We start from the raw sequence: 21,270 nt of genomic DNA, 5'->3' as shown, positions 1-21,270 counted from the left end.
ACAGCTGCCTGGTAGCTGCATCTGGTGATGCAACCCACAGAGTTTTCCACAGGAGCAGTGGATAAGTATGCAACGCAACCCCGTCGACCAGATGGCTGAAAAGATCCTCGCCGGGACTGAGGTTGCCCTTGCGCCTGCAACGGTAGAACGCGAACTCAACTCCGTTGAAATGGAGCTGAACGCGATCGGCAAATTTTTTTATAAGTGGCGTAACTCCCCCCACACCCTTCGCCGATATCAGACAGAGATCGCCCGGCTGTGGCTCTGGGCCTCCGACCAGCACCTGCTGATTTCTCAGCTGACCGACAACGACCTGGAACGGTACGAAGAATTTCTGGCGGATCCGCAGCCACGTAGCCGCTGGTGCTCTGGGAGAAAGTATCCGCGCGGCTCAGTTGAATGGCGCCCCTTCGTTTCGGGGCTATCAATCACCTCCACAAACCATGCCTTCAACGCCATACGCGCGATGTTTACCGTTTGGTTGAAATCGGGATACATCCACAGCGACCCGATGGCAAACAAGGCACGAATCGGCTCATCCATGAATGATGGGGTGGACACCAGTTCATCTGCGGCCGTCGAATCGAAGGATCGCTGGTTCGATGACAAGATGGCACGGGCCATCAAACAAGCCTTGGCGGCGATGCCTGACACGTCCCCAAGCCTCCTGGCCAAACGTTCACAGTACACGCTCATTATTCGAACGCTGACAGTTACTGGGGCTCGGGTGAGCGAACTGGTGCACGCCAAACAATCACAGGTCTATGAAGATCGATCCGGATGGTGGATCAAACTCCGCGGGAAGGGGGGCAAGCTCAGGACCGTGCCGCTGCCAGTCGATTACATCACCGGTGTTCTGATGCCTTGGCGCGAAAGCCACGGCCTGCCGCGCATACCAGCAGCAGACGAGCTCACGCCGTTGTGTCCACCCAGAAAGTGGGTCGAAGGGAAGTCGGGGTTAAACAGCCGAATGGTCCTCGATATCGTCAAGAGTACCGCCAAATTGGCGGCTACCCTGATGCCGCCCGAGGCGCAGCGCGCGACCGCACTGCTGCAAAAGGCAAGCAACCACTGGTTTCGTCACACGTTCATCACAGCCCTGATCGATGACAACGTACCAGTCAAGACCATCCTTACTACCGTTGGGCAATCCTCAGAACAAACCCTGAGGATCTATGACCATAAGCAAGATAACGACCGCCATGTCGACGTCACTCGCGTCGCATCCAAGCTCTGAGGCCCACCGTGAATACTCCTTACCAATTGGAATCCCTCTACAGCGAACGGTACGTCAAAAGCGACCTCTATCGGTTTCTCCAGTCTCAGTCGGCCAACAACGCTCGCGGAGTGATCATCCCGTTGAACGAGCGCGGGACCAGAGCCTGTTTGATGCTCGACTCTCCTACACGTCGGGAAACCTTGGTCAGCACGGGTTGGTCAAACCAGTTTCTCGTAATACCGGCATTCCACTGGCGATTGATCACGAAAAAATTCAATCTCACCGTCATTGAAAGTGATGAGTTTCCAGCCACGCTGCAGCCAGCTCAACTTTATCAAGTGGCCAGGAACGCCTGGAAGAAAGAAGCTGTGACAACCCCAGCTTAATCGGACAGGTCAATCTTTCGCTTCGCGTTACATGGGCCCAAGCGAAGCTTGGGCAGACAATCACATAAAAAAAATACAATAAAAAATACACATGACCGCGCAGCGTTGATCACCCCCCTCACCCCCGAGATCACCTTGTAGCAATAAGTCCACCCCCACCCGATGACTACCAGCCCGAATTTGCCAAAGTCCATCTCTGCAATTCCGGGAAGCCAATCTGAATTTTTACGCTACGGTGACCGATATGCTAAAAAGAAGCCCCCCTCCCTCCTCCAGCATCGTTCATCTACCCCTGAATGTTCACGGTAGGGATTTCGGTTGCGGTGACATACATGGCGCCTACGACCTGGTAATCCAAGGAATGAGGCAGGCCCAGTTTGATCCCAAAGTTGACCGACTATTCGCTGTCGGCGACCTTATCGATCGGGGCTCGGGCTCCCACCGTACAGCTCGCTTCCTTGCCCAGCCATACGTGCATGCTGTCCGAGGTAATCACGAAGACATGCTGATGCAGCTCTATTCCGACCCGCTGGTAGATCGGCCAATTGAGGTCGTGGAGTGGGCAGCCAAACGCAATGGACTGAACTGGTGGTTGGACACACCTGCAGATGCGCAAAAGGACATTCTCAAATCAATTCGCCGGCTCCCCCTGGTTATCCAGATCGAGACCACCCGGGGGACCGTTGGACTGGTCCATGCGGACGTCCCCGCGGGCATGACCTGGCAAACATTCCTGCAGCAGCTCGACGAAGGGAACGAACAGGTGATCGAGACCGCGCTGTGGGGCCGCACCAGGCTTAATTCGAAGGACGACTCAGGAGTGGTAGGAGTTGGCCGTTTGTTTGTAGGGCACACCCCTCAATGGGAAGGGCTGCAGAAACTTGGAAACGTTTACGCTCTCGACACCGGCGCGGTGTTTGCCCAGTTGAATCACCGAGACAAACCCGGCGCCCGGCTGACATTCGCGAATCTCGCCATGAAAACGATGGATCTGACGAACGTTCGCCACACTCCTGCAGATCCTGTGGATGTACGCGACGGAATTGTCGATGACAGCCCTTTCGGCAATTATACGCGCTAACCAACCCCCGGCCGGCGAACTAGGGCGCGTCTACTGATCAAGCCCCGCACAGGGCAGGGCTTGTGGTGTACCTGGTGCGAGTATTCTCCGAGCTACAGCTTCTTGGCTTCAACGCGATAAATCGAAGCTTCAGCGATCAGCTCGCCTCCATCGAACCTAAAGTACATCCGCTCTCCGTAATTCAGGCTCGCTAAGTCGATTTGCGACATTGGCTCCTGATCAACTTTGTCAGCCACCAACCAGCCGAGGATCACGCTCTGACCATCAACCTTACCAGCGCACAACTTCTGGGTAACCTTCGCGTCGAATCCCTGCATTGAGACGATTTTCGATATGCCAGATCGGCACTCTCCCGAGGGGATATCGAAGGTCATCACCTCAACGTGGGTACTGACACCTGGCTTCACGATATAGCCAGCAGTCACCTTTACCCGCCATGTAGTGTTATCCGACGTCATCTTCGGAACAATAGTTTCAATGACCAACGGGGCCGCCTTGGCAACCTCAGTTGCTTGAGCCGATGTAGTGATCAAGATCATCGCCGCAGCAAAAATAAACTTCATAGATTCCTCGTTTTCGCGGACGTGAGAATGGGCGTCCTTCTACGTCCGCAGCCCAGCGATGGCTGGGCTTGTTGAATACCAGGGCGGGATCTCCGTTGAGGCTACTGCTCGGCGGCAACAACAGGTGTGCATTTCTTTGTCGCATTCAACCCGTCGAAATGGCCGACAACGCCAGGGATGTCCGGGTAGTCAAAGCGCCTTTGAGGGCCTGGCACGCCAAAGCCATGGAAAATCCTGTAATGCTGATTTTTGGCGAACCAGCACACGCTTTTGTCGCCAAACACTGCCAACGGCACCCCCCGGGCTGAGCTGAAGAAGCGGCCACCTGGTAACGCATCCAGGACAGCCCTCACACGCTGCTCGGCGTTCAACTTGCGCATATCCCTCTCCATCGGTTTATTCCAACGCGCTGCGACCGGTACGGTCGGCCAACTCACTTCTAATGGCCTTTAGCTCAACCACATGTTGCTCCAGCGCATCGACGGAAGCATGAGGCGAGTTAACCGCCAGCTTGCGAATCAGTGAGCTGGCTTTGGCTGAACTGTTCAGGGCACGTTGTTCAAGTTTCTTCAAATCGTGGTCCACGGATGTTTACCCCCTTACTCGCTGAGTGAAGCTTGTCCAGCAACGAGTAGTGTCACAGGGGATCGCAGTTCACCCGAGTTGTGCATAGCATCGGCGCACGCATTCAAAAGTTGCTGCGCTAAACGCATGGCCTCTTGGGCATCGCTGATCTGAACCTGCAGATAGTCAGGGTATGACACCTTGCCTTCGATCACCTGGCGCCCTTCACCTTGGTCAAAGAGGATCTGGCTATCCTTTCCCGCAACGTTGAAAACCGATTCAAGCAATAGGGGAGTGACCGTCGGAATAGCATCGCAGATCTGGGCGGTTATCTCTTCGCTTACCTTCATGGTGTCCTCGACTCTCTATTTAGTGAAGCATCGCTAATCTGTTCATAATTTCCCATATCTCGCAACTGCAGTAGAACTCAGCTACATCCAAGTTCACGCGGACCGGCAAGACGAGCACAATATGTTGTCCTGGGGACTCTACGAAGATCGTTTTCCTTGGCACAGCTTTCGGCGCCGTCACCAGTCCTGGCACGGACATACATCGTATGGATGATCTTTCTTTTCTTGCCGGATCCGGTGACCAGATCCACTGCAAAAGTCTTCCACTCTTTGTCCTTCCAGAACGAGTGAGCCTCGGCTTCATCGCCGAACAAAATCCGCTGCTGCAACTGGTTACCCTCTGTCTTCAGACGCAAAGGAGCGTCGATTGACAATCATATTAGGCACATGTGCCTATCAATTCAAGTAGCCATCAGTATCGAGTCACACGTTATTCTCGACCGACCAACGATGTACTTAGCGGAGAGGCTGACCCGTGGAAGTAGCGCGAAGCGGTTATCGCATGCTGGGGACCGAACCGAAATCGAGATCGTAGTCGAGCGTCTGCTCGCTCACAGGAGACTTCGGGGTCAACTCGGCGACCAGGGCATCGGTCAATCCCTCAGCTTCGTACTCGTTGCGCAAAATCGCGTGTCGGTGCCGATCGAATTCATCGACCTGGAAGACGGCCGCTATTTGCAGGAAGACCAGAGCCTGGTCAGATCCCCGCGTCCCAGTGACATCCACCAAAAGCACCGCACCCACCCTCCGGCCTTCGATCACCAGGCGAAAACTGTAGCCCAAAACCGGCCGGCCACGAGACCCCTGGACCACCCGATCGCAATGACGCGCCGAATGGAGGATGAGGTTTTCCACCAAGCCGGACGGGATCAACGGCAACTGAACCTGGTTGTCGCCACAGAGAAGCCCGTCTACGGCCCTGCTGAGCCCCTGCGCAAAAGGTTCGACCGACAGCTCGGGATCTGGCCAACACGATATGAAGAGATCACTCAGCGCATCCAGCAAAGGCGCACGCAAGGACTCTGGATGAACCAGCCTCGAACGAGGACTGGCTTTTTCTTTCATGACGGCTTGTTGGCCTGCTGGCTCAACACGCTCTGCAGCAAATCCAACACAACGAAATCATCCGTGGAGATGAGCGGGATCGCCCCGGTTTTGAAGTTCTCGCTCAACCACCGCCCATCCTTCAATGCGCGAGCCTGCACATGAATGGAGACGCCGTCAGCCCTGCCACTTTTGAACGGATTGCGTTGATCTCGGTGAGTGACCACAAGCGTGGCACCCCTGTCAGCATTTGAAGCAGAGACGAGGTACAGCGCGAACGTCCCCACAGATCTGGAGGCAAGCGGAGGATGCTTGGTCTTGACCTCAGGATTTTCAGCGAATCCTTTTTCAACAGCGGCCTGGCCGATTTGGGTAAGCCAAGCGGTTACCTCTTCCGTGAAGCGCAGATTGCCTTCACGCGTCCCGAGACCGAGAACACCGTAATCTTGGCGCATTCCTATCTCCATCACAGCTTGAACGACTCACCCATCTTGTTCAGGGACTGGTTCGCGACCCTGCGCTCACGAACACTCTGCGTTGCGCGATGCCGCTCATCTGGAGAGACGGAAACGTTCGACGAAGAATCGTTCTTGGCAGCGTGCGGAGCCGGTTTGAGCACACTGCTCAAATCAAAGCCTCGGGTAGCCCTGGCCAAACTGGCCTGTGGAACCAGGCTCAATACTTCATTGAAAAGCATGGCATTGGTGGAAGCAGTATCGGTTCGGCGCTGCGATGGGGTTTCCTTGCGCAGACTCCATTCCAGAAAGCTGAAACGCACCAGGTCGGCGAGCATCTCCTCACCGTTCAGGACTGGAAGGTTACCGTCGATGATGTTCAAGGACTGGCGGATCAGCCACAGCAGATGAATGACCACCTTGTGTGGCTCACGCTCAGCACTCCATTGACGAACACTGATCTCCTGACGACCGACAAGCAGACCGAACGCTGCCGGCGAGAGGTTCAGCCGGCCGCGCAGTTCTTCAGCCGTTTCCGTCGTGTAGAACGGCATCAATTCCGGATAGGCCGAGTAGAAACGCACGAGAACGGCCTTCGGCACGTTCACTACTTCGTCGGCCTTTTTCACCGTCATGTCGTACCAAGAGCGCCGGGACGGGATGGCGAACACCGCCTCCATCAAGTTGATGTCCAGGTGAAAACGCTCCAGGAACTCCTGCACATCTCCGCCGGTCACCGGACGATCTTCCGGCGGCCATGGCGCAGAAGATTCTGTGTGGGCATTCCGAGCTTGAGTTGCAGTCATGTGTCCTCCAACTGATATCTACTTTTGTCTATTCAATAGCATACACGATTTACGCTGATAAATTTAAGAGGGGTCGATAATTTTGAGCGCGTATTTTGCTTGGAAATCCACGAAAGGCACGTACACCGCTGCGTCCAGGTCCTCCAACATCGCGACCATTCCGGCCGGTGTGACGAACATGTACTTGCGCCAAAGCACATGCCGCCGGAGCTGGAAGTACTGCCCCTTCGTCATTTCCAGTTTGATGGCCAGAAACTCGTTCCAGAACAGGAAACAGGCCTCCGCTTCCAGAAGGGTAACGAACGAAAAGTGGGCTTGAGCTTCAGGTATCAGACTCAGAACACAGATCGCGTCGTCAGCCTCCATGCGGGGCCGGCGAATGAAATGAATCTGCGGCAGATCAACCGAGGCCTTGATCCCGAGGTACGCGGAGATTTCACAAACGGCCAACTATCACCTCCTGGCGCTCACCATCTACGATGGCGAATAGGTTGAAATCGGTCGTCAGGATCTTCAGAGCATCCGCCCAGTAGGTCTGGGTGCGCAGCCGGATACGCTCATTCTCGACGTTGGGTGACGAGTAGCGGACCTGCCAGCCGGCAGGCAAGATCCTGGCAAGGGCATCGCTCAAGGACGAATCTTTGATGTCTGCATTGACTACATAGGCCTCAGTCGGAGCCAGTGGCCGATTCAGAACAAACAGCCCGCGGGTGTTCTGGCAGTTGACCAGCCTGGTCGACCCGTCATTCACGACAACGGCATCATGGACCACCAACTCGCCCGCCTGGGCCATCGCTAAAAGCCCTTGACCGATCAGGACGACTCCGAGACCGAACGCACATTTACTTCTCATGACCTGCTCCTGAAAGGTTTTCGGCTGTTCCCAACAGTCCATCGGCGAAAGCGACGAACCATGTCGAACAGAGTGGCGTTTTGTTGCTTTGCGTAAATGATGAAGCCGATACCCAGTGCACAGAGGAGCTGAATCAACCAGAAATTCAGGAAGATCGCGATCAAGACCAACATGATCCACGATGGGTGATAGCCTAAAGCTTCCGGCTCGCCGCAAGCCCTCACGTAACTCGACGCGTCGCCCGCGACTTGGTAGACCTGAACCTGGCTCATTGAAAAGCGGCCCTCTCTTTCGAGTCCATGAACTCAATTCGGTCCAACTCGGCTTTGGCCAGGCGACCGTCCTTGTAGACCTCACGGGCCTCGTCAACCATCAAACGCCCGTGAGACTCCATCACCTTGCGCAGTTCATGACTCAGGTTCTTCGCCGAGCGAAGCCGGTCTTTGATCTGCCCATCAAAAATCAGTCTTTCACGCAAGGCCACACGGCGGCCATCCGGCCCCTGCCGAAGCAGCTGACTAACGATCATCGAAAGGTTGTCCACCAAGTCGTACTGGACGGCAGGAATTTCCTCGGGAGTGAACGCCTGCAGGATCCGCGTCACGGTCTGTACCGCGGTCGACGTATGCAGTGTGGATAGTCCGCCGTGCCCCGTAAGACTGATTTCGATCGCAGCTTTCATGGTTGCTTTGTCGCGCATCTCACCAACCAGCACCAGGTCAGGGTCGCAGCGCAGTGCAGTTTCCACGGCGTAGGAGAAACTGGACAGCATCCTGGGTACTTCCCATTGAGTCACCTCCGAGAACGGACGCGGATACTCCGAATGCAGGTACTCGATTGGAGATTCGATGGTGATCAGATGATCGCTGTGGAGCGGCGACTGCAACCGATGTCGCAATAGGGCAGCCAACGAAGTGGACTTCCCTGAACCGGTGGGGCCAGTGACCAGTATCAAACCACGGTCCAGCTTCATCACGCTGTCGACGATGTCATCCTGCAGATAGACTTCTGCCACCGTCGGCGGGTCAATGGTGATGCGGCGCATCACGATGCGAAACCCAATACCGTCATAACTGCCACGCAGCGTCACACATACCCGCCAACGGGAGCCCATTTTGGAGCCCTGACGGCAGGTGTAGGCAAAGTCGCGCCGCTCACCGCCCAGCACAGAGGTGACGATCGAGGATGAGTGATACAACACACTCATCACTGTCCGCACTTCGTCGTTTGTGAGGGCACGATGAGTGAGCCGGTAGATGGTTCCCTGGACACGCATTGTGAGGGGTTCACCATCACCGAACTTGAGATCCGCGGTTTCTTTATCGTGCACGTAGGCAAGCAGATCATCCACATCTTGCTGCGACTTGAATGATTCGGGTGGGGTATACAGCTGCCCCCTGCTCAAAGTGTCAGGCAGCATGTCTTCTGCGCGGCGCCGGCGATCCTGGAGCCGCTGCATGTCATCACTGACCAGATGCTGGAGATCGCGCGCAGCTTCAGGGTTTCGCTCTACCATCGTCTCGTAGAATTGGCGCTGCTCATCCTGATTGAAACCACCAGAGGCTAAGGTGTCATCGTTCATTTTTCACCTGGTGCCTTGAAGCCATAGTCAAGGGCCTTCCAACGCCCGGGTTCAGACACGAAGTAAGCATCTTTCGAGATGATTTCCTCGCGAACACCGATCAACAATTCATCGCCACTTTCCGAGGTGATGACCTCACCCGGGCGGCGCTCGATAACCTGCGGAGGATCAATCATCCCGTGGAGCGCCAAGAGCCGGTAAAGGACCATGCCGCGGAAGCCGCGCTGCAGGGCTTCCAGCCGCAGATCAGCTTCGTCTATGGCCATGCTTCGACCTTCCTCCCACCCCTCGCGCATTGCCTTGTCCCAGCGCTCACTTTCTTCACTGGTGCGGGGAAGCAATGTTTCCCGGGGAAGCGGCGGTTTGGCCATGTCATCCGGCAAAAGAAAATCACGCCACGTCAGCGCCGTGTTGCGAAACCTTGCCTGAACCATGGTTCGAAAATTTTTGTCGACCAGTTTTCGCAACCGGCCGTCATCTTCGATCGCGCGATAATCTTCAGCTGAGTCCAAGATTGGCGGTTGGAGTGTCCCGGACCTCAAATACAAGCGGCCGAACGGGAAGCTTTGATCGAGCTGCACGGACTGATTGTCCAGCAGCCGTGCCTGTGCCAGCCAGCGGTTATACCGGCCCAGTTGCACACCGTAGTTACGACCGGCCTCGCTCATTAACTGAATACGCGCGAGCTCTTGTCGCTTGTCGTCGTCCATTGTCGGGCTGGGTGCTTCCTTGGCCTTTTTCTTCACTTCCACCAGCGCCTGCTCCGGCGATATCGCCTCTTCTTGAGCGATGCTGTCACCCAGCACATGGAAGCTGGCCATCCCCAGCATTAGGCCCAGCAGCACGGTTTTCATTTTCAGGATCCCCATCGTCAAAGCTGCCTTGCAGCCAAGACTACGGTCTTGGTTGCTGCATAGACGTGAAGCTTCATGTCCGTGGGCACCTGGTCCATAACCTGAGCCATCACTTCTTTCAAGGTTCGCCCCTTGCCCTCAATGTTCACCATCGGCGGATTGCTTGGGAGCGTGACTGCAGGGACAAACTTGTACCCGGCCAGGTTTGCTACCCGCTCAATGGCTTTCGGATAAGGCAGCGTGAAGACCTCTTGGGTCGTACGGTCGAAGCCAGGCACAACCGCTGCCACGGAGACGGCTTCACGCTGGCGATCCAAAGCAGTGCGCTTTTGATCGGCGATCGCATTTTCTGCACGGGAGAGGCGTTCGAGGTCGCGCTGCGCTAGTTCTGCCGCGGCTGCCAAGCGACCCACAAAGGGGTCATTGTTCAAGTTCTCCGCCGGCGGAGGTTTTGTGACACAGCCTGCCAGGCACAGGACGAACGAAATGGTGAGACTTTTTTTCATGCAATTACTCTCCGCCGCTAACTTCAACTTGGGGCAATGATCAGAGGCAATGTGAATTTCCTGCCCTGCATTTCGAATTCGGCCATGCCATCTTTTTCGCCGATGAAACGGCAGTTCACGCCGTACACCTGCTCGCTAGCAGAAACCACACGCACAACGCCATCAGCCGCCAAATACACAAGGGCGCCGTTCTCACGAAACCTGATCGGTGACAGCAACATGCGTCCCTGAGCTTCGCTTTTCCCTTTCGGGTCCGACTCCTTTTTTGATGGATCAGTTGGACCAGGAGCGGCAGCGCCGCTAAAAAACGCCTGCAGGCTCGTTGGAACCGGTAATGGCGCATCAACCCGGGGAGGTGTCGGCAGGGGCGGCAGAAATGACTCCACCTTTGTCACCCCCTCCTCCCGCGCTGGACCAAAATTCACAGCACTGACGACAGCGCTCAGCGCCGCATTCGTTGCGCGCAGCCGGTCGACCTCATCAAGCTTTTTCTGAACAGCGATCGGAAGCTCCACGGCAGACTGAGGTTCATTCCCCAACGCGTCCAAGGCTGCGGAGACATTGAGGCTCGACTGATACATCTGGACATTGAGACCAAGTAGGGAGCCCAGGATCGAAATTTGCAGCCAAGGTAGTTTCTGCATCATAGGTCGGATGCCAATAGGATTTCGTTCAATATAGTAATCTCAAAACTATACTTTTCCAAGTTTGTATTTTGGTATAAATTTTATCAGACTAGGCCCATCAACCCATACAAGGCCCCTGTTCATGAATGATCCATTGCACCAGGCACTCGCGCTTGAACGGCGGGCAGCCGACCGCACTGCTTCGAAGGCGAGCAACCTTTCTCTGGAGCTTTTTGCCCAAGGCGACCTGCTTCCCCCGGTCGCTGAATTTGATAACAATGCACTGCCGGAGTGGAGCGACAGCGTTAGAGGCGTTCCCAATGCGATCATCCGCGGGGCGCTCTTCGCGGCAATTCAGGGCAAGACACGGCGTTATATGAAGGGTGAGGTCATCGAGCAAGGCGATGGGATGACGATTCGGTTCACCGGCATGCAGTTGGATCAGTCTGACCTCGACGTATGGGAAACACTGATCCACATCTCTCGACACACCCCAAAGGGAGAAAAGTTCTATGTCCATGCCGGGGCCATTCTTTCCTATCTTGGCCGGCCGCGGGGTGGGGACCATTACCGCTGGCTTAACGAGTCCATCGATCGAATGGTTTCCGGAGCGGTAAGAATCACTTTTGATGATCGATACAGCTACTCGTCGACGATGCTCAAGACATGGAAAGATGGTCTGACGCAGGAGTATTTCATCCAACTCGACGAACAACTCTTGTCGCTGTACTCCCTGGGCTGGACCCAAATCAACTGGGCACAGCGAGACGCACTCCGCGGCAAACCCGTCGCGCTTTGGCTGCATGGCTGGTATTGCAGTCACACCTCTCCTGAAGACATTTCCATTGCCCGCATCCAACAATTGTGCGGCTCAAGCAATCGCAACCGTGACTCTTTTAAAACCAAGGTGCGTGCCGCATTGGAAGAAATTAAGAACATTGGCGCGATCGCAAACTTCAATATTTCTCGTAACGGCGTGGTGCACGTTGAGCGATACCCTCTCAATACCCTTCCAGGGTTTTAACCCGGCTGCAGCGCATTGATCGTCAAGGCAGGAATAAACATGGCCCACGAAACCGCACTCACCAGCTTGAACCTCACACAACGTATCCTGCGCAAGGCGAGTCGACTGCTATCGCCTAAAAGCCTCCAGAACCAGGAGCCGCATCCAAGCTTGATGGGACAGCAGCTGCACGGCGCGCTGACCTTGCTTCATACACAGAACGATGCGTTTCGCAGAGCCCTGAGCAATCCGCAGATGACGCTTGTAATTTGGTTTGAAGACCGAACAGGTTGTCAGGTAAGCGCAGCGCAGTGTGACGATCGCACCTCAAGAGGAATGCCTGAGACCGCGCTTGAGATGATCCTGGGCGTAACCACGACTCTCGAACGACGCTACATCGCAAACGGGGTATTGCACGGGATCAAAGTCACACTCCCAGAGTCCATCTGCGAGCACTTCTCTTCCGTTCTCCGCGACGTCGGTCAGCGCCACGGAACCCGCGCGTGGATTAGAAACTATTCCGAACCCGCCTATGCAAAAGCCTGGGACGGGAAGGTAGATTTCTTCAGCTGACTGTACGCCTCACAGCGCAGCACTTCTCGAACGGCCCGGGTTCGCGTTGAGTCAAGCGGCCACTGCCTACCCGCCTCTCTGAAAGCAGCTGCAGCACCACTGATCTGACGGATCCGCGAGCGGAGCCAGTTTGCATCGGCAGTGTACTGCGCTGCTGGATTGTTCTGCAGCAGAGCGCAGAGCTTCAATCTCAACTCACTTGTCAGCCTGACTCTTCCCAAGATGTGGAAGTCATGATGGCGCAAAGTGGAGCAATCCTCCGGGCTCATCGCCTCAAGGTTCGATGGAATGCCGGCACATATGCGGTCGGTCCCAAAGATTCGCACGGCCCGCTCCAGCATTTGCCCGGCCGACAGCCACCCTCTTTGAAGAGGCACGATTACGCGAGCCCCCGCCTGGGCCCAGATCCGCACCTTTGCGGCGTGTTCAGCCCAGAGCGCCAGGCTCGCAGCCTGGTCCCCGATCACATCTGGCGCAACGATACTGACCCCTTCAGGCCTTTCGGTATGCCCGAGAACGGTATCGTAAACGCTGAAGACCTTGGCCCAATCCACTTCGACCCCCTTCTGAAACGCAGTGAAAGCGCCGGAGTCGATAAACACCGCTCCCCCGCCATCGAGATATCGCGGCAGGACCAGGATCTGCTGCGACAGGTTCAGGAGCGTGGCCACCACACCTACCGGCGCGAGCTCCTCAACTGCGGCACGAAGATCGCTTTTTGAAGACATTCCAGAATGAAACGCAATATGCCAATTATGGTCCACCAGCCATCCCTCAGGCACCAAACTGCCATGAACAAATAGACCTCAATTTTACTAACGTATACCTGATTGTAAATCGTAGAAATAATTAATTTTTATAACAGCATTCCTTGTTGGCTCGCATGACTAAACATGAATGAAACTAATCATAATCGACGCAGCACACCTAATTCTGCGGTACTAATGGCCAATGTTTACTGGGAACGCCAATATTACGTCTCCGTTAAAATGAGCGAACATCATCATCGAGTCACTTATCCACAACCATCGTCATCCGAGGTGGTTTGAGCCGACCTCTCTACGTCATGCGAGATAGGTTGCGAACACTCAGGCTGAACGCTGTCGTCACGCGAGGTAGGGAGTCGTCATGCGAGGTAAGGACCTCGTCATACGAGGTAGAAATCCTTCGTCATGCGAGGTAGGTCGAACTCGTCATGCGAGGTGGTTTCTGTCGCCATCGCACGACATAACTATCTGTTTTTGTTGATATTTTTAGTTTTCGCTATTCGCCCTATATGTTTAATAAAAAGATATATATATGTAAAAAGGCCATGCACCCTGGTCACCAGCAAAGCGACCGTCGTGACAGCCTTTCGACTGCCACCTTTCCAATGACAAAACTGTCGACTCAGGCCTAGAATGTTGAACATACGGTTTTGTTTCGCGATTACGGTGTTAACACAATGAGTGAAATGGTAGTGGTCATCGAAGCGCCCGGGAAAATTCGACCACTTCGAAAAATCTTGGCCGAACTACGCATCAACGCCCAGGTCCACGCTACCGGAGGCGCGCTGTACGACATGCCCCAAGATGTACTGGGGCTTGATCCTAACGACCTGACCCCCGAGCGCTGGACCCCAACCTCCTCGCGTACCATCCAACACCTGACGAAACAATTCAAAGACGCCAAGCGCATTGTCGTTATGACCGACGGCGATCCAGACGGTGAATTGATCTCTGCGCAGGTGAATAGCGTCATGGTCGCCTCTGGGTCAGAGGCAATTGTCGAACGTGTGACAACGTCCGCACTGAATGCTGAAGCCGTCAAAATCGCGCTGCAGTCACCCCGGGCGATTGATCGCAAGGTGTGTGTTGCAGTGATGGCCCGTCGAGCAATCGACAGAGCAATCGGTTTTCTCTGCAGCAACCCGAATGCATCTGGTCAAGTCGCAGGGCGGGTGAGCAGCAAAATCATCAGCACCATCGATCGAGCACCATTGAAAACGATCAAAGTTGCAGGGACACACCCTGCGCAACCAGGCTGGCGTATTTGGGGTAAAGGCACGTCGACCAAGCGGGAGTCACTGAAAGCAATAGAAACGGCGTTCCGAAACATGGACCCCGAATTGATGGGCTTCAGTCGAGAAACCACCATCAGCAAACCGGCGCCGGCAATGCTCAATGGTGCGGATGCACTCACACTTGTAGCCAACCAACTCAACATCCCTCTAGCGGAAGCCGAGAAGCTTATGCAAACGGCTTATGAGCGCGGAGCGATTAGTTACCCAAGAACCGATTCCAGGGACATTTCTCCGCGGACCAGGACGATGCTCGAAGACGCGATGCGCACCTTCGGGCGTCGCGTGGGGCGTTCCAAACCCGGCAGCGAGGGCTTCAGCGGGTCCATAGCGGCGCACGAGGCTGTTTATCCATGCTCTCCCATCAAATTCAACTCATCGAGCCTGACAGGGCTCTCCAGGCTCGACTCGACAATTGCCATCATTACTCGCCGCGCCTTCGCATCGCTGTCGCCTGATGCCAGGGTTAAAACGATCGAAATCGAACCGGACGCTATTTCTTCATTCCTCTCGAAAAAAGGCCTTCCGCCTGTGCAAGTCCGCATTTGGAAGGACATCCCTGAGACCGCCGGTTGGTTAACAGTGGAGAGGGAGTTCTTGAGACCAGTGCAACTCACCAACATCCCGCTCGACAGCGCGATCATGGAGCGAATGGTTGAACAGAATATCGGGAGGCCGTCCACGATCGTGGGGCACATAGGTAAAGCGCTGAACCGTGGTTGGGTTCATGAAAACGGGACACTTTCCGGCAAGGGCCAGACGGTACATGCATACTTGCAGCAGAATTATCCGGAACTTCTGATCCCGCATGAACTGGATCGATTCCTTGCCCAGGCTGGTTTCGACCAGGTGAATCAGGCGGTGCTGGCTGGCATAAATGACGTTGGATTGGATTTCAAGATGCTGCAGCACTTGGCAAGAGAGGCTTCGATGGGAGTCGGCACATCGTTCCGACCGGATGCCGATGCCGATGAGAGCGGCTTGCCGACTTACGCTCCCGAGGAAGATGTCGAAATGGCAATCGGGGCACCATAGGCATGTACGCAAAGTCACATATTTGTGATTATCTGTACATCACGGCACTGAAACGATAGTGTCCCGCGTCTACCCCATAAAAAAAGGAGCCTACGAGGGCTCCTTTTTACGTTGCAACCAGGTCAGCTCAGATCGATGCGCAGGACAAAGTCCAGGACCACTTCCATCGCTTCCTCGCTGAAAATCGCCCAAGCCCGGCTCACAGGATCCTCAGCATTGACCGGAACGCCCAGAACCTGTTTGCCATCTATCCAGTAGCAGTGGATATCGAGTGCTGCAAACAGGACGGCAACTCTCCTGAAGAGCTGTATCCGGGCATCATCTTCAGGGTCGTAGCGGTAGGCGAACGGAATGTCGTACTCCTGGGGCAAGGCCTGACCAGGTGTCGCAGGTAGTTTGTGCTTTTCCGCTACAGCCAGCACCTGCCTGGCGACCTCGCCAATCACTGGATCATTGGTCCAGACATTGAGTGAATCGTAGGTGTTCATTTTAAGGTGGCTCCCCCGCCGGTGATTTCCGTCACAATGTCTTTAAGGATCTGATAGCGCGCAATCATCCTCGCACGCTGCCAGATAACGCTGCAGTTTTCATCATGACGAAAATTTTGGTGCGCGTGCTCCAGCAATGCGTACGGCAGTTCGAAAGACCTTTCGCCTAACCATTCGAAAAATTTGGATGATGCCGAACAAGGCAACGCCGCGGCCGCCGCGGTGAGCTGCGAAACACCCTCCTGAACCAATGCATTCTCCAGTCCATTGCTTTGCTCGAACGTGTGCAGCAACTGCGCTATGTCGGAATATAGGGTGCTCAATCCATGATCGACATCCTGCAGTGACCAGTGCTCCTTGTTGTCCATTTCTTGAAAGAACGACAGCAGTTTTGGTTCACGCTCGGCCCAAAACGCCTGGACTGCACCAGGCGTAAGGTCAACCCCATGACGGGAGGTCATGCACCTGGTCTCCGCTCGTTGCCGCGCTCATAAACACGAGCGGTCAACACGAAATAATAGGTCGAGACGCGGTTCTGACTTTTGGTCGAACCAATCAGGCCGGCCAATGGCCCAGCTTTTTCATACCCTGTCACGCCAGATCCGGAGTTGGTCTCGTCAGTTTCCATTTGGCCACCGATGATGATGGTGTCGCCATCCCGAAGCAGTGCTTCACCGTTGTAATCGATGTTTGCAGGAAGCGTGATTTGTGTCGGTACTTTCGTCGTCCCGTTTGCGTCGGTCAGGTACTGATCAATCGTTTTAACCTGCGATCGCACCGCAACGTTGAGGGTCAACTGTGTCCGGATGATGCCAGTTTCCAAATCGATTTTTGGATTGACCCGGAGCAAGGTCCCGAAACGAATCGGAATCTGCGTGTTGGTCGTCGCCACAGAACTGCTCTGTGTGCCGGCGACCGCGCTCTGACTGACCTGGCTGAACAAATCCGTTTCAATACGACGAAACTCCGCCGGCGCGCCCGACGTGGTCGCGATGGCAGGACGCTGAGTAACGGTTACGTCACCGATCGAGGACAGGTAATTCACAAAAAGATTTGCCGGGTTCCCCTTCAGGACCGACAGACCCAACCCAGTCGAGCCAATCACGCTACCACCTGGTGTCATCACGGGTGGACTACCTGGCGTTCCCGGCATGCTCGGCGAAATGGTGATACCGCCGGCTGGGTTGTTGTTGATGATCATGCCAAGCTTGCCATTGGCGAACGAAGCAAAGGCGGTGAGATCGAGGCCTTCTGACTTGTCTTTCGTAGTCGATACGAGGATCAATCGACCCTCAAAGTGAATCGCTGTATTGAACTCGCGCGATACGCCCTTGATGTACTCGTCGATTTCATTCTGCAGCCACTTCGGAGCCTGCACAGTAATCGTGCCGGTATCTGGGTTGACGCTGACGGTGCCCAGTTTTTGCGAGCGATACATGTCCGTGGACCTGGACGCGTCTGCTGCGGCCATCGGCTCCATGTTGCCAACCGGCAGCGGCGGCATCCCGTTGATGGGCATGCCGGCCGCAGTGTTGATGACACCTGGCACCACCGTGTTGCTGCTGACCGGAACCAGAACAGAAACCCGGTTTTCGAGCTCCTCTTTCATTGACTTCCAAAAGTCGGATTTCGATTCCAACTTCGAGGTGCCAGAACGCTCACCCTCAGAGCCTTCACCGCCGTTGCCAGATCCTGAGCTTTGCGGGATACCACCCAAGCCGCCGCCGCCCATGCCGGAAGAGCCATTGGCACTCGACGCAGAGTTGAGCGAGCTGGCCAGCGAAGCGCCGACATCGAGCGTGCCGCTCAGGGAAGCAGACGTGAAGTTGGTGGAGCGCTGGGAGTTGATGTTCAGCGTCCACTGCTTGGCCCGCATTGGCACGATGGTGACAATGCGGCGGTCGTTGTCGACCACATAATCGAGCCCCATTGAAGGAAAAATAAGGCGCATCGCGGTTTCGGCATCGACATTGGTAAAACCGTACCCGGCGTAGGTGTAGGTATCCAGTGGCATCGTACTGGTGATATTCAGGCCTTGGCTGAGCAGCGATTTGGCCAGCTCATTGCCATTGACCGGTTTGTTGATGGCCAGCGAGATCCGTTTGTCCTGGAGCCATGGTGAGCGGACCAGGGGCATAGTCTTGCCGGTCATCAAAGGACCGTTGGTGATCTTGATGCGTTGATTACGTTGCGACTGCTCGCTTTGCGCCTTCAACTCTGCAAGTTCATCCATCATCTTGCTGTAACTGCCCCCCTCTGCCCCCTTGGGGATATTCTGCAGACACCCCGAGAGGGTCGCACCGATAACGCTTGCCAGCATAAGTTTTGCGAAATTGTTCATTGGGCGATCTCTCGTTAGTGAAGCCAAACTTTCTTTTCGAGTGGGCTGATTTCTACGTTGAACCGGTAGGGATCCGCGTAGGGTTCAAGGAACTTGGCCACTGCCTCTTGCGGTGTTGCGGCGCTGATGACATAGCCGCCTTGAATTTCCTTGTCCTGTTCACCCAGGTCCCACAGCGGCGTTTTCCAGTTGAGTTCCTGTGTCATTCGGAAGAGGTTTTCGTAAAGGCCACCGCTGCGAACGTTGAACGTCACACCCGGTGCCGTTGGCGCTGCGGCCGCGGTTGGGGTAGCCACTGTGGCAACAGGTACGATCGCCGGCGGAAGAACTTTGGTGGCCGCGGTACTGGCTGCGACAGTCGAAGAGCCCGTCGAGAATGTTTTGGTTGTCAGCGGTTTATCCGCTGCAGGCGTACCCACGCTTACACCAGGTGCTGGTTGATTCGGAACTGGCGGGACGGGACGACTGCGGTGCGTAGCTTCAATAAGGCGTGCTGCAGCATCCTTGTTCAGACTCAAGTCACTCACGATCTGAACACGGTTCGCACGTACACCCTTGCCGTCGAAGGATTCGTAAGTGGCACTCGTTTCCTGGCGGCCCGACGCGCCCGGGTTGATTTTTTGAACGCGATCCCGGCCTACCAGCCCCAGTGGTTCGTCAAAAGGCAAAGCGCTATCCATCGGCGGCCTAGCCGGTGAGGTGCGCTTGACAGTCATGGTCTTTGACCCGTCACGTCCGGCAAGAATGTCTGCTGGGTTTTCGAGCGACACCGAGTACTCGACTCCCGCGGCATCCCGTGTGCGGATCATCAACGGGATAGGTTTTCGATAGCGGTATACCCGCGAAACCCCGTCGGGATCACGAGTCTCGGTCAACCAGTCTGGTCCGACCATCGACGCGCCACGCAGGCGAATGATCGCGTCATCGCGATTTGGTGATAACCAATAGCTGACGCTGAAGGGCAAATTCGCAGTATCGCTGACCTTCAACGTGGTCCAGTTTTTCCCAGGAGACTGTCCCAGAGCGTTCATCAACTGGTGATCAATAGCGACGCGGTTGGGCTGCAGCAAGGGCGAGCTGCCCTTCGGTACGCCGTCAACAATCAGTTTTAGGCTGTCCTTCACACCGTCGGTGGGATCGGCCGAGACCTTAACGTAGAGCTTGATTGCCTCATTACGGTCTTTGAGATACAGAATTACGTTGGTGTTGACCCAGGGCTTCTGCGGGTGAATTTCCACCGCACCAGAGTCTTCAACCAGCTGAACGTCGATCACCGAATCATCCCCTGCGCGGGCTCGGCGAATCGGCCATGGCGCGCCGTTCTCTCCCACCACCATGACGGAGGTCAGATAGCCGAGCTGTAGGGTGACCGACTTGGTCTTTCCTCCATCGGTCAAGTCAATGATTTGCTCCGGGCTAGTGGCCGTAGCTCCGGCGGGCAATTGCGGCGCCAAACTTTTTCGTTCGTTACGCAGGTACTCTTCCACCGCAGCTTGTTGCTTTACCGTCATTGGGCTATTGCGCTTGAGGACGGTGTCTACGAGTGGATCGCCTGTACGGGGGGCATCACTGAAGGCTGGCTCTCCGTCCGCATGAGCCGTCGAAGCAAACGCTGCGAGAAACATCAAAGTCCAGGTATTGATATTCATGTCTTGTTGACCTTCACTCGAATTGCATGCACTGCAAGACCGTCAGCGCGGTTGGCCTGGTCAATGCGTAAGAGGTCGACTTCGATGGACCCACGGCGCGGCTGGTTTACGTTGCCGTTGAAAACGATGTCGATTGGATGGGTGATGGTGTAGGACTGCCGTGCTACCCCGTCGGTGACCTTCACTGACTTGTCCACGAACTCGCCAGGACCAGGCGTAGCAGCGAGCACGAGGCGAGTTTTAGGATCTCTCAAGAGCTCCATCAAACCGGCCCGTTCGAACGCGGCCAAGTAGCTGCTGTAGCCGGGATCAGTAAAACAGGTGCGTTGAGCTTCTGCCTGCTGACGTCTGTAGTTCACATAGTCGAGCTGGAACATCCGAATGACGCAGGTGGAACTGAAGTTCAGCGCCTTCTCCTCCCCACCGATAGGGGAATCTAGCGGGGTCAACTGAAACAGGGAGCCGTTGTGAGTCGTAGCGAAATACTCTCGCTTGATCGATTCGATTTTATTTTTTGCGTACCAGATGGTGCCCCCCAGTCCTACACTCAAACCAACCACCAAGGCGATCAGCACGCAAATGAGGTACAGAAAAATCTTACTTTTGAAAACGATTGCGCCGACCAGCTGATCGTCATTGACGTTGTTCATGTCGCACTTCCTTTGGATGTTGATTCAGACCAGGCCAGACTCGAAGCCAAGGGATGGCGAACGCCTTTTTCTACCGGGGCCACAGGTGCTGAACCAATCAACTGCTCCTGCCAACTTGGCTGACTAGACGCTATTTCATTTGAACGAGCCGGCTCCACCGGCTCGCTCGTCTGCGGCAGATCGACCTCAACAGCAACAGCCTGGGGGGTTAAAGGTTGGGAGATATCTGCTGCCTGCTGGGCAATGTGCGTCTCTCTGACGTGCACAGGCGCAGGGATGATTGCTGCAGGTGCAGGTGAGGGGCCGGCCGCCGGTGCTAGTGCCGCCGGCGCCGGAGTGGCTTCCTGCACCGGTTTCGGGTGCATTTGCAATTCCACCGGCCGCTCTTTTAGAAGACCGAGCAAGACACGCTTGAAGGCGTATCGATCAGCTTCGTCTTCCGAAATTTCTTCAAAGAGTTCCTTGGCCTCTTCTGCGATCTTGTCGATCAGACGGAGTGCTTCACCTTCCACGGGATCCATAGGATCCAGTGAGAAGCGAAACTGGCGACGCTTTAACGAACGCTTCGCGCGTGCCATGGCAG

27 protein-coding genes are annotated in these 21,270 nt (G+C 55.4%); 7 read left to right on the top strand and 20 right to left on the bottom strand.

The features are described 5' to 3' along the window. Nucleotides 1-67: 67 nt before the first annotated feature. From AC1Q6D_RS26625 to AC1Q6D_RS26615, 3 genes are all read left to right on the top strand, one after another. Entirely contained in the window at nt 68-1,237 is a 1,170-nt protein-coding gene (locus tag AC1Q6D_RS26625) for a tyrosine-type recombinase/integrase (RefSeq protein ID WP_102594794.1), read from the top strand. An 8-nt stretch (nt 1,238-1,245) separates the two neighbouring features. Next, the gene (locus AC1Q6D_RS26620) at nt 1,246-1,605 is read left to right on the top strand and encodes a hypothetical protein (protein WP_102594795.1); all 360 of its coding nucleotides are present in this window, start codon (nt 1,246-1,248) and stop codon (nt 1,603-1,605) included. A gap of 244 nt (nt 1,606-1,849) precedes the next feature. Beyond that, nucleotides 1,850-2,686, top strand: coding sequence for a metallophosphoesterase (locus tag AC1Q6D_RS26615; protein WP_102595600.1), 837 nt, complete (start codon nt 1,850-1,852; stop codon nt 2,684-2,686). Nucleotides 2,687-2,778: 92 nt separating this feature from the next. Here the strand turns inward: AC1Q6D_RS26615 and AC1Q6D_RS26610 are convergent, their stop codons facing one another. From AC1Q6D_RS26610 to AC1Q6D_RS26595, 4 genes are all read right to left on the bottom strand, one after another. After that, entirely contained in the window at nt 2,779-3,249 is a 471-nt protein-coding gene (locus AC1Q6D_RS26610) for a hypothetical protein (protein ID WP_102595601.1), read from the bottom strand. Nucleotides 3,250-3,350: 101 nt separating this feature from the next. Then, entirely contained in the window at nt 3,351-3,629 is a 279-nt protein-coding gene (locus AC1Q6D_RS26605; protein WP_146012967.1) for a hypothetical protein, read from the bottom strand. A gap of 16 nt (nt 3,630-3,645) precedes the next feature. Next, on the bottom strand, nt 3,646-3,822 hold the full coding sequence (locus tag AC1Q6D_RS26600) for a hypothetical protein (protein WP_207291527.1): 177 nt from the start codon (nt 3,820-3,822) through the stop codon (nt 3,646-3,648). A gap of 26 nt (nt 3,823-3,848) precedes the next feature. After that, entirely contained in the window at nt 3,849-4,163 is a 315-nt protein-coding gene (locus AC1Q6D_RS26595; protein WP_102595604.1) for a hypothetical protein, read from the bottom strand. A 206-nt stretch (nt 4,164-4,369) separates the two neighbouring features. Between AC1Q6D_RS26595 and AC1Q6D_RS26590 the strand changes: the two genes are divergently transcribed. Then, a complete protein-coding gene (locus AC1Q6D_RS26590; protein WP_158243836.1) occupies nt 4,370-4,534 on the top strand; it encodes a hypothetical protein in 165 nt (54 codons plus the stop codon). A 124-nt stretch (nt 4,535-4,658) separates the two neighbouring features. On the opposite strand, the gene AC1Q6D_RS26585 is transcribed toward AC1Q6D_RS26590, so the two are convergent. The 9 genes from AC1Q6D_RS26585 to AC1Q6D_RS26545 all read right to left on the bottom strand — a co-directional run bounded on the left by AC1Q6D_RS26585 (nt 4,659) and on the right by AC1Q6D_RS26545 (nt 10,910). Further along, nucleotides 4,659-5,228, bottom strand: a complete 570-nt coding sequence (locus AC1Q6D_RS26585) for a hypothetical protein (RefSeq protein ID WP_102595605.1) — start codon at nt 5,226-5,228, stop codon at nt 4,659-4,661. Continuing rightward, the gene (locus tag AC1Q6D_RS26580) at nt 5,225-5,662 is read right to left on the bottom strand and encodes a hypothetical protein (RefSeq protein ID WP_102595606.1); all 438 of its coding nucleotides are present in this window, start codon (nt 5,660-5,662) and stop codon (nt 5,225-5,227) included. The genes AC1Q6D_RS26585 and AC1Q6D_RS26580 overlap by 4 nt, the downstream gene beginning before the upstream one ends. An 11-nt stretch (nt 5,663-5,673) precedes the next feature. Next, nucleotides 5,674-6,468, bottom strand: a complete 795-nt coding sequence (locus tag AC1Q6D_RS26575) for a hypothetical protein (RefSeq protein ID WP_146012966.1) — start codon at nt 6,466-6,468, stop codon at nt 5,674-5,676. 63 nt (nt 6,469-6,531) lie between these two features. After that, nucleotides 6,532-6,918 carry a hypothetical protein gene (locus AC1Q6D_RS26570; protein ID WP_102595608.1) on the bottom strand — a complete coding sequence of 129 codons (387 nt, stop codon included), beginning with the start codon at nt 6,916-6,918 and terminating at the stop codon, nt 6,532-6,534. Continuing rightward, nucleotides 6,905-7,321: a hypothetical protein gene (locus AC1Q6D_RS26565; RefSeq protein WP_054076249.1), complete on the bottom strand. Its 417-nt coding sequence runs from the start codon at nt 7,319-7,321 to the stop codon at nt 6,905-6,907. Before AC1Q6D_RS26565 ends, AC1Q6D_RS26570 begins: the two co-directional genes overlap by 14 nt. 268 nt (nt 7,322-7,589) lie before the next feature. Further along, nucleotides 7,590-8,903 carry a type IV pilus twitching motility protein PilT gene (locus AC1Q6D_RS26560; RefSeq protein ID WP_102595609.1) on the bottom strand — a complete coding sequence of 438 codons (1,314 nt, stop codon included), beginning with the start codon at nt 8,901-8,903 and terminating at the stop codon, nt 7,590-7,592. Continuing rightward, nucleotides 8,900-9,757, bottom strand: coding sequence for a type IV secretory system conjugative DNA transfer family protein (locus AC1Q6D_RS26555; RefSeq protein WP_102595622.1), 858 nt, complete (start codon nt 9,755-9,757; stop codon nt 8,900-8,902). The genes AC1Q6D_RS26560 and AC1Q6D_RS26555 overlap by 4 nt, the downstream gene beginning before the upstream one ends. Nucleotides 9,758-9,774: 17 nt before the next feature. Next, nucleotides 9,775-10,263 carry a DotD/TraH family lipoprotein gene (locus AC1Q6D_RS26550; protein ID WP_054076295.1) on the bottom strand — a complete coding sequence of 163 codons (489 nt, stop codon included), beginning with the start codon at nt 10,261-10,263 and terminating at the stop codon, nt 9,775-9,777. 23 nt (nt 10,264-10,286) lie between these two features. Beyond that, a complete protein-coding gene (locus tag AC1Q6D_RS26545) occupies nt 10,287-10,910 on the bottom strand; it encodes a hypothetical protein (RefSeq protein WP_102595610.1) in 624 nt (207 codons plus the stop codon). A 121-nt stretch (nt 10,911-11,031) separates the two neighbouring features. Here AC1Q6D_RS26545 and trfA point away from each other — a divergent pair, with 121 nt between their 5' ends. Beyond that, the gene (gene trfA, locus AC1Q6D_RS26540) at nt 11,032-11,913 is read left to right on the top strand and encodes a plasmid replication initiator TrfA (protein ID WP_102595611.1); all 882 of its coding nucleotides are present in this window, start codon (nt 11,032-11,034) and stop codon (nt 11,911-11,913) included. Nucleotides 11,914-11,952: 39 nt separating this feature from the next. Continuing rightward, on the top strand, nt 11,953-12,465 hold the full coding sequence (locus AC1Q6D_RS26535; RefSeq protein WP_102595612.1) for a hypothetical protein: 513 nt from the start codon (nt 11,953-11,955) through the stop codon (nt 12,463-12,465). Here AC1Q6D_RS26535 and AC1Q6D_RS26530 read toward each other — a convergent pair. Next, the gene (locus tag AC1Q6D_RS26530) at nt 12,423-13,229 is read right to left on the bottom strand and encodes a hypothetical protein (protein WP_256580240.1); all 807 of its coding nucleotides are present in this window, start codon (nt 13,227-13,229) and stop codon (nt 12,423-12,425) included. The two genes, AC1Q6D_RS26535 and AC1Q6D_RS26530, sit on opposite strands and share 43 nt — an antisense overlap. Before the next feature lie 680 nt (nt 13,230-13,909). Here AC1Q6D_RS26530 and AC1Q6D_RS26525 point away from each other — a divergent pair. Next, entirely contained in the window at nt 13,910-15,559 is a 1,650-nt protein-coding gene (locus AC1Q6D_RS26525) for a DNA topoisomerase (RefSeq protein ID WP_102595614.1), read from the top strand. 122 nt (nt 15,560-15,681) lie between these two features. Here the strand turns inward: AC1Q6D_RS26525 and AC1Q6D_RS26520 are convergent, their stop codons facing one another. The 6 genes from AC1Q6D_RS26520 to AC1Q6D_RS26495 are packed head-to-tail and all read right to left on the bottom strand — an operon-like array spanning nt 15,682 to nt 21,265. Beyond that, a complete protein-coding gene (locus tag AC1Q6D_RS26520; RefSeq protein ID WP_102595615.1) occupies nt 15,682-16,047 on the bottom strand; it encodes a hypothetical protein in 366 nt (121 codons plus the stop codon). Beyond that, nucleotides 16,044-16,508, bottom strand: coding sequence for a type IVB secretion system protein IcmW (locus AC1Q6D_RS26515; RefSeq protein ID WP_102595616.1), 465 nt, complete (start codon nt 16,506-16,508; stop codon nt 16,044-16,046). Before AC1Q6D_RS26515 ends, AC1Q6D_RS26520 begins: the two co-directional genes overlap by 4 nt. Beyond that, nucleotides 16,505-18,388 carry a secretin GspD/PilQ domain-containing protein gene (locus tag AC1Q6D_RS26510; RefSeq protein WP_173677534.1) on the bottom strand — a complete coding sequence of 628 codons (1,884 nt, stop codon included), beginning with the start codon at nt 18,386-18,388 and terminating at the stop codon, nt 16,505-16,507. Before AC1Q6D_RS26510 ends, AC1Q6D_RS26515 begins: the two co-directional genes overlap by 4 nt. A 14-nt stretch (nt 18,389-18,402) precedes the next feature. Next, on the bottom strand, nt 18,403-20,037 hold the full coding sequence (locus tag AC1Q6D_RS26505) for a DotH/IcmK family type IV secretion protein (protein WP_102595617.1): 1,635 nt from the start codon (nt 20,035-20,037) through the stop codon (nt 18,403-18,405). Further along, nucleotides 20,034-20,687: a DotI/IcmL family type IV secretion protein gene (locus AC1Q6D_RS26500; protein ID WP_102595618.1), complete on the bottom strand. Its 654-nt coding sequence runs from the start codon at nt 20,685-20,687 to the stop codon at nt 20,034-20,036. The genes AC1Q6D_RS26505 and AC1Q6D_RS26500 overlap by 4 nt, the downstream gene beginning before the upstream one ends. Then, nucleotides 20,684-21,265: a hypothetical protein gene (locus tag AC1Q6D_RS26495; protein ID WP_102595619.1), complete on the bottom strand. Its 582-nt coding sequence runs from the start codon at nt 21,263-21,265 to the stop codon at nt 20,684-20,686. Before AC1Q6D_RS26495 ends, AC1Q6D_RS26500 begins: the two co-directional genes overlap by 4 nt. Nucleotides 21,266-21,270: the final 5 nt, after the last annotated feature.

The sequence above is a fragment of the Pseudomonas sp. MT92 genome (genome assembly GCF_058792515.1).
The sequence above is the reverse complement of the archived record's forward strand: the minus strand, read 5'-3'. Positions and strand labels throughout refer to the sequence as shown.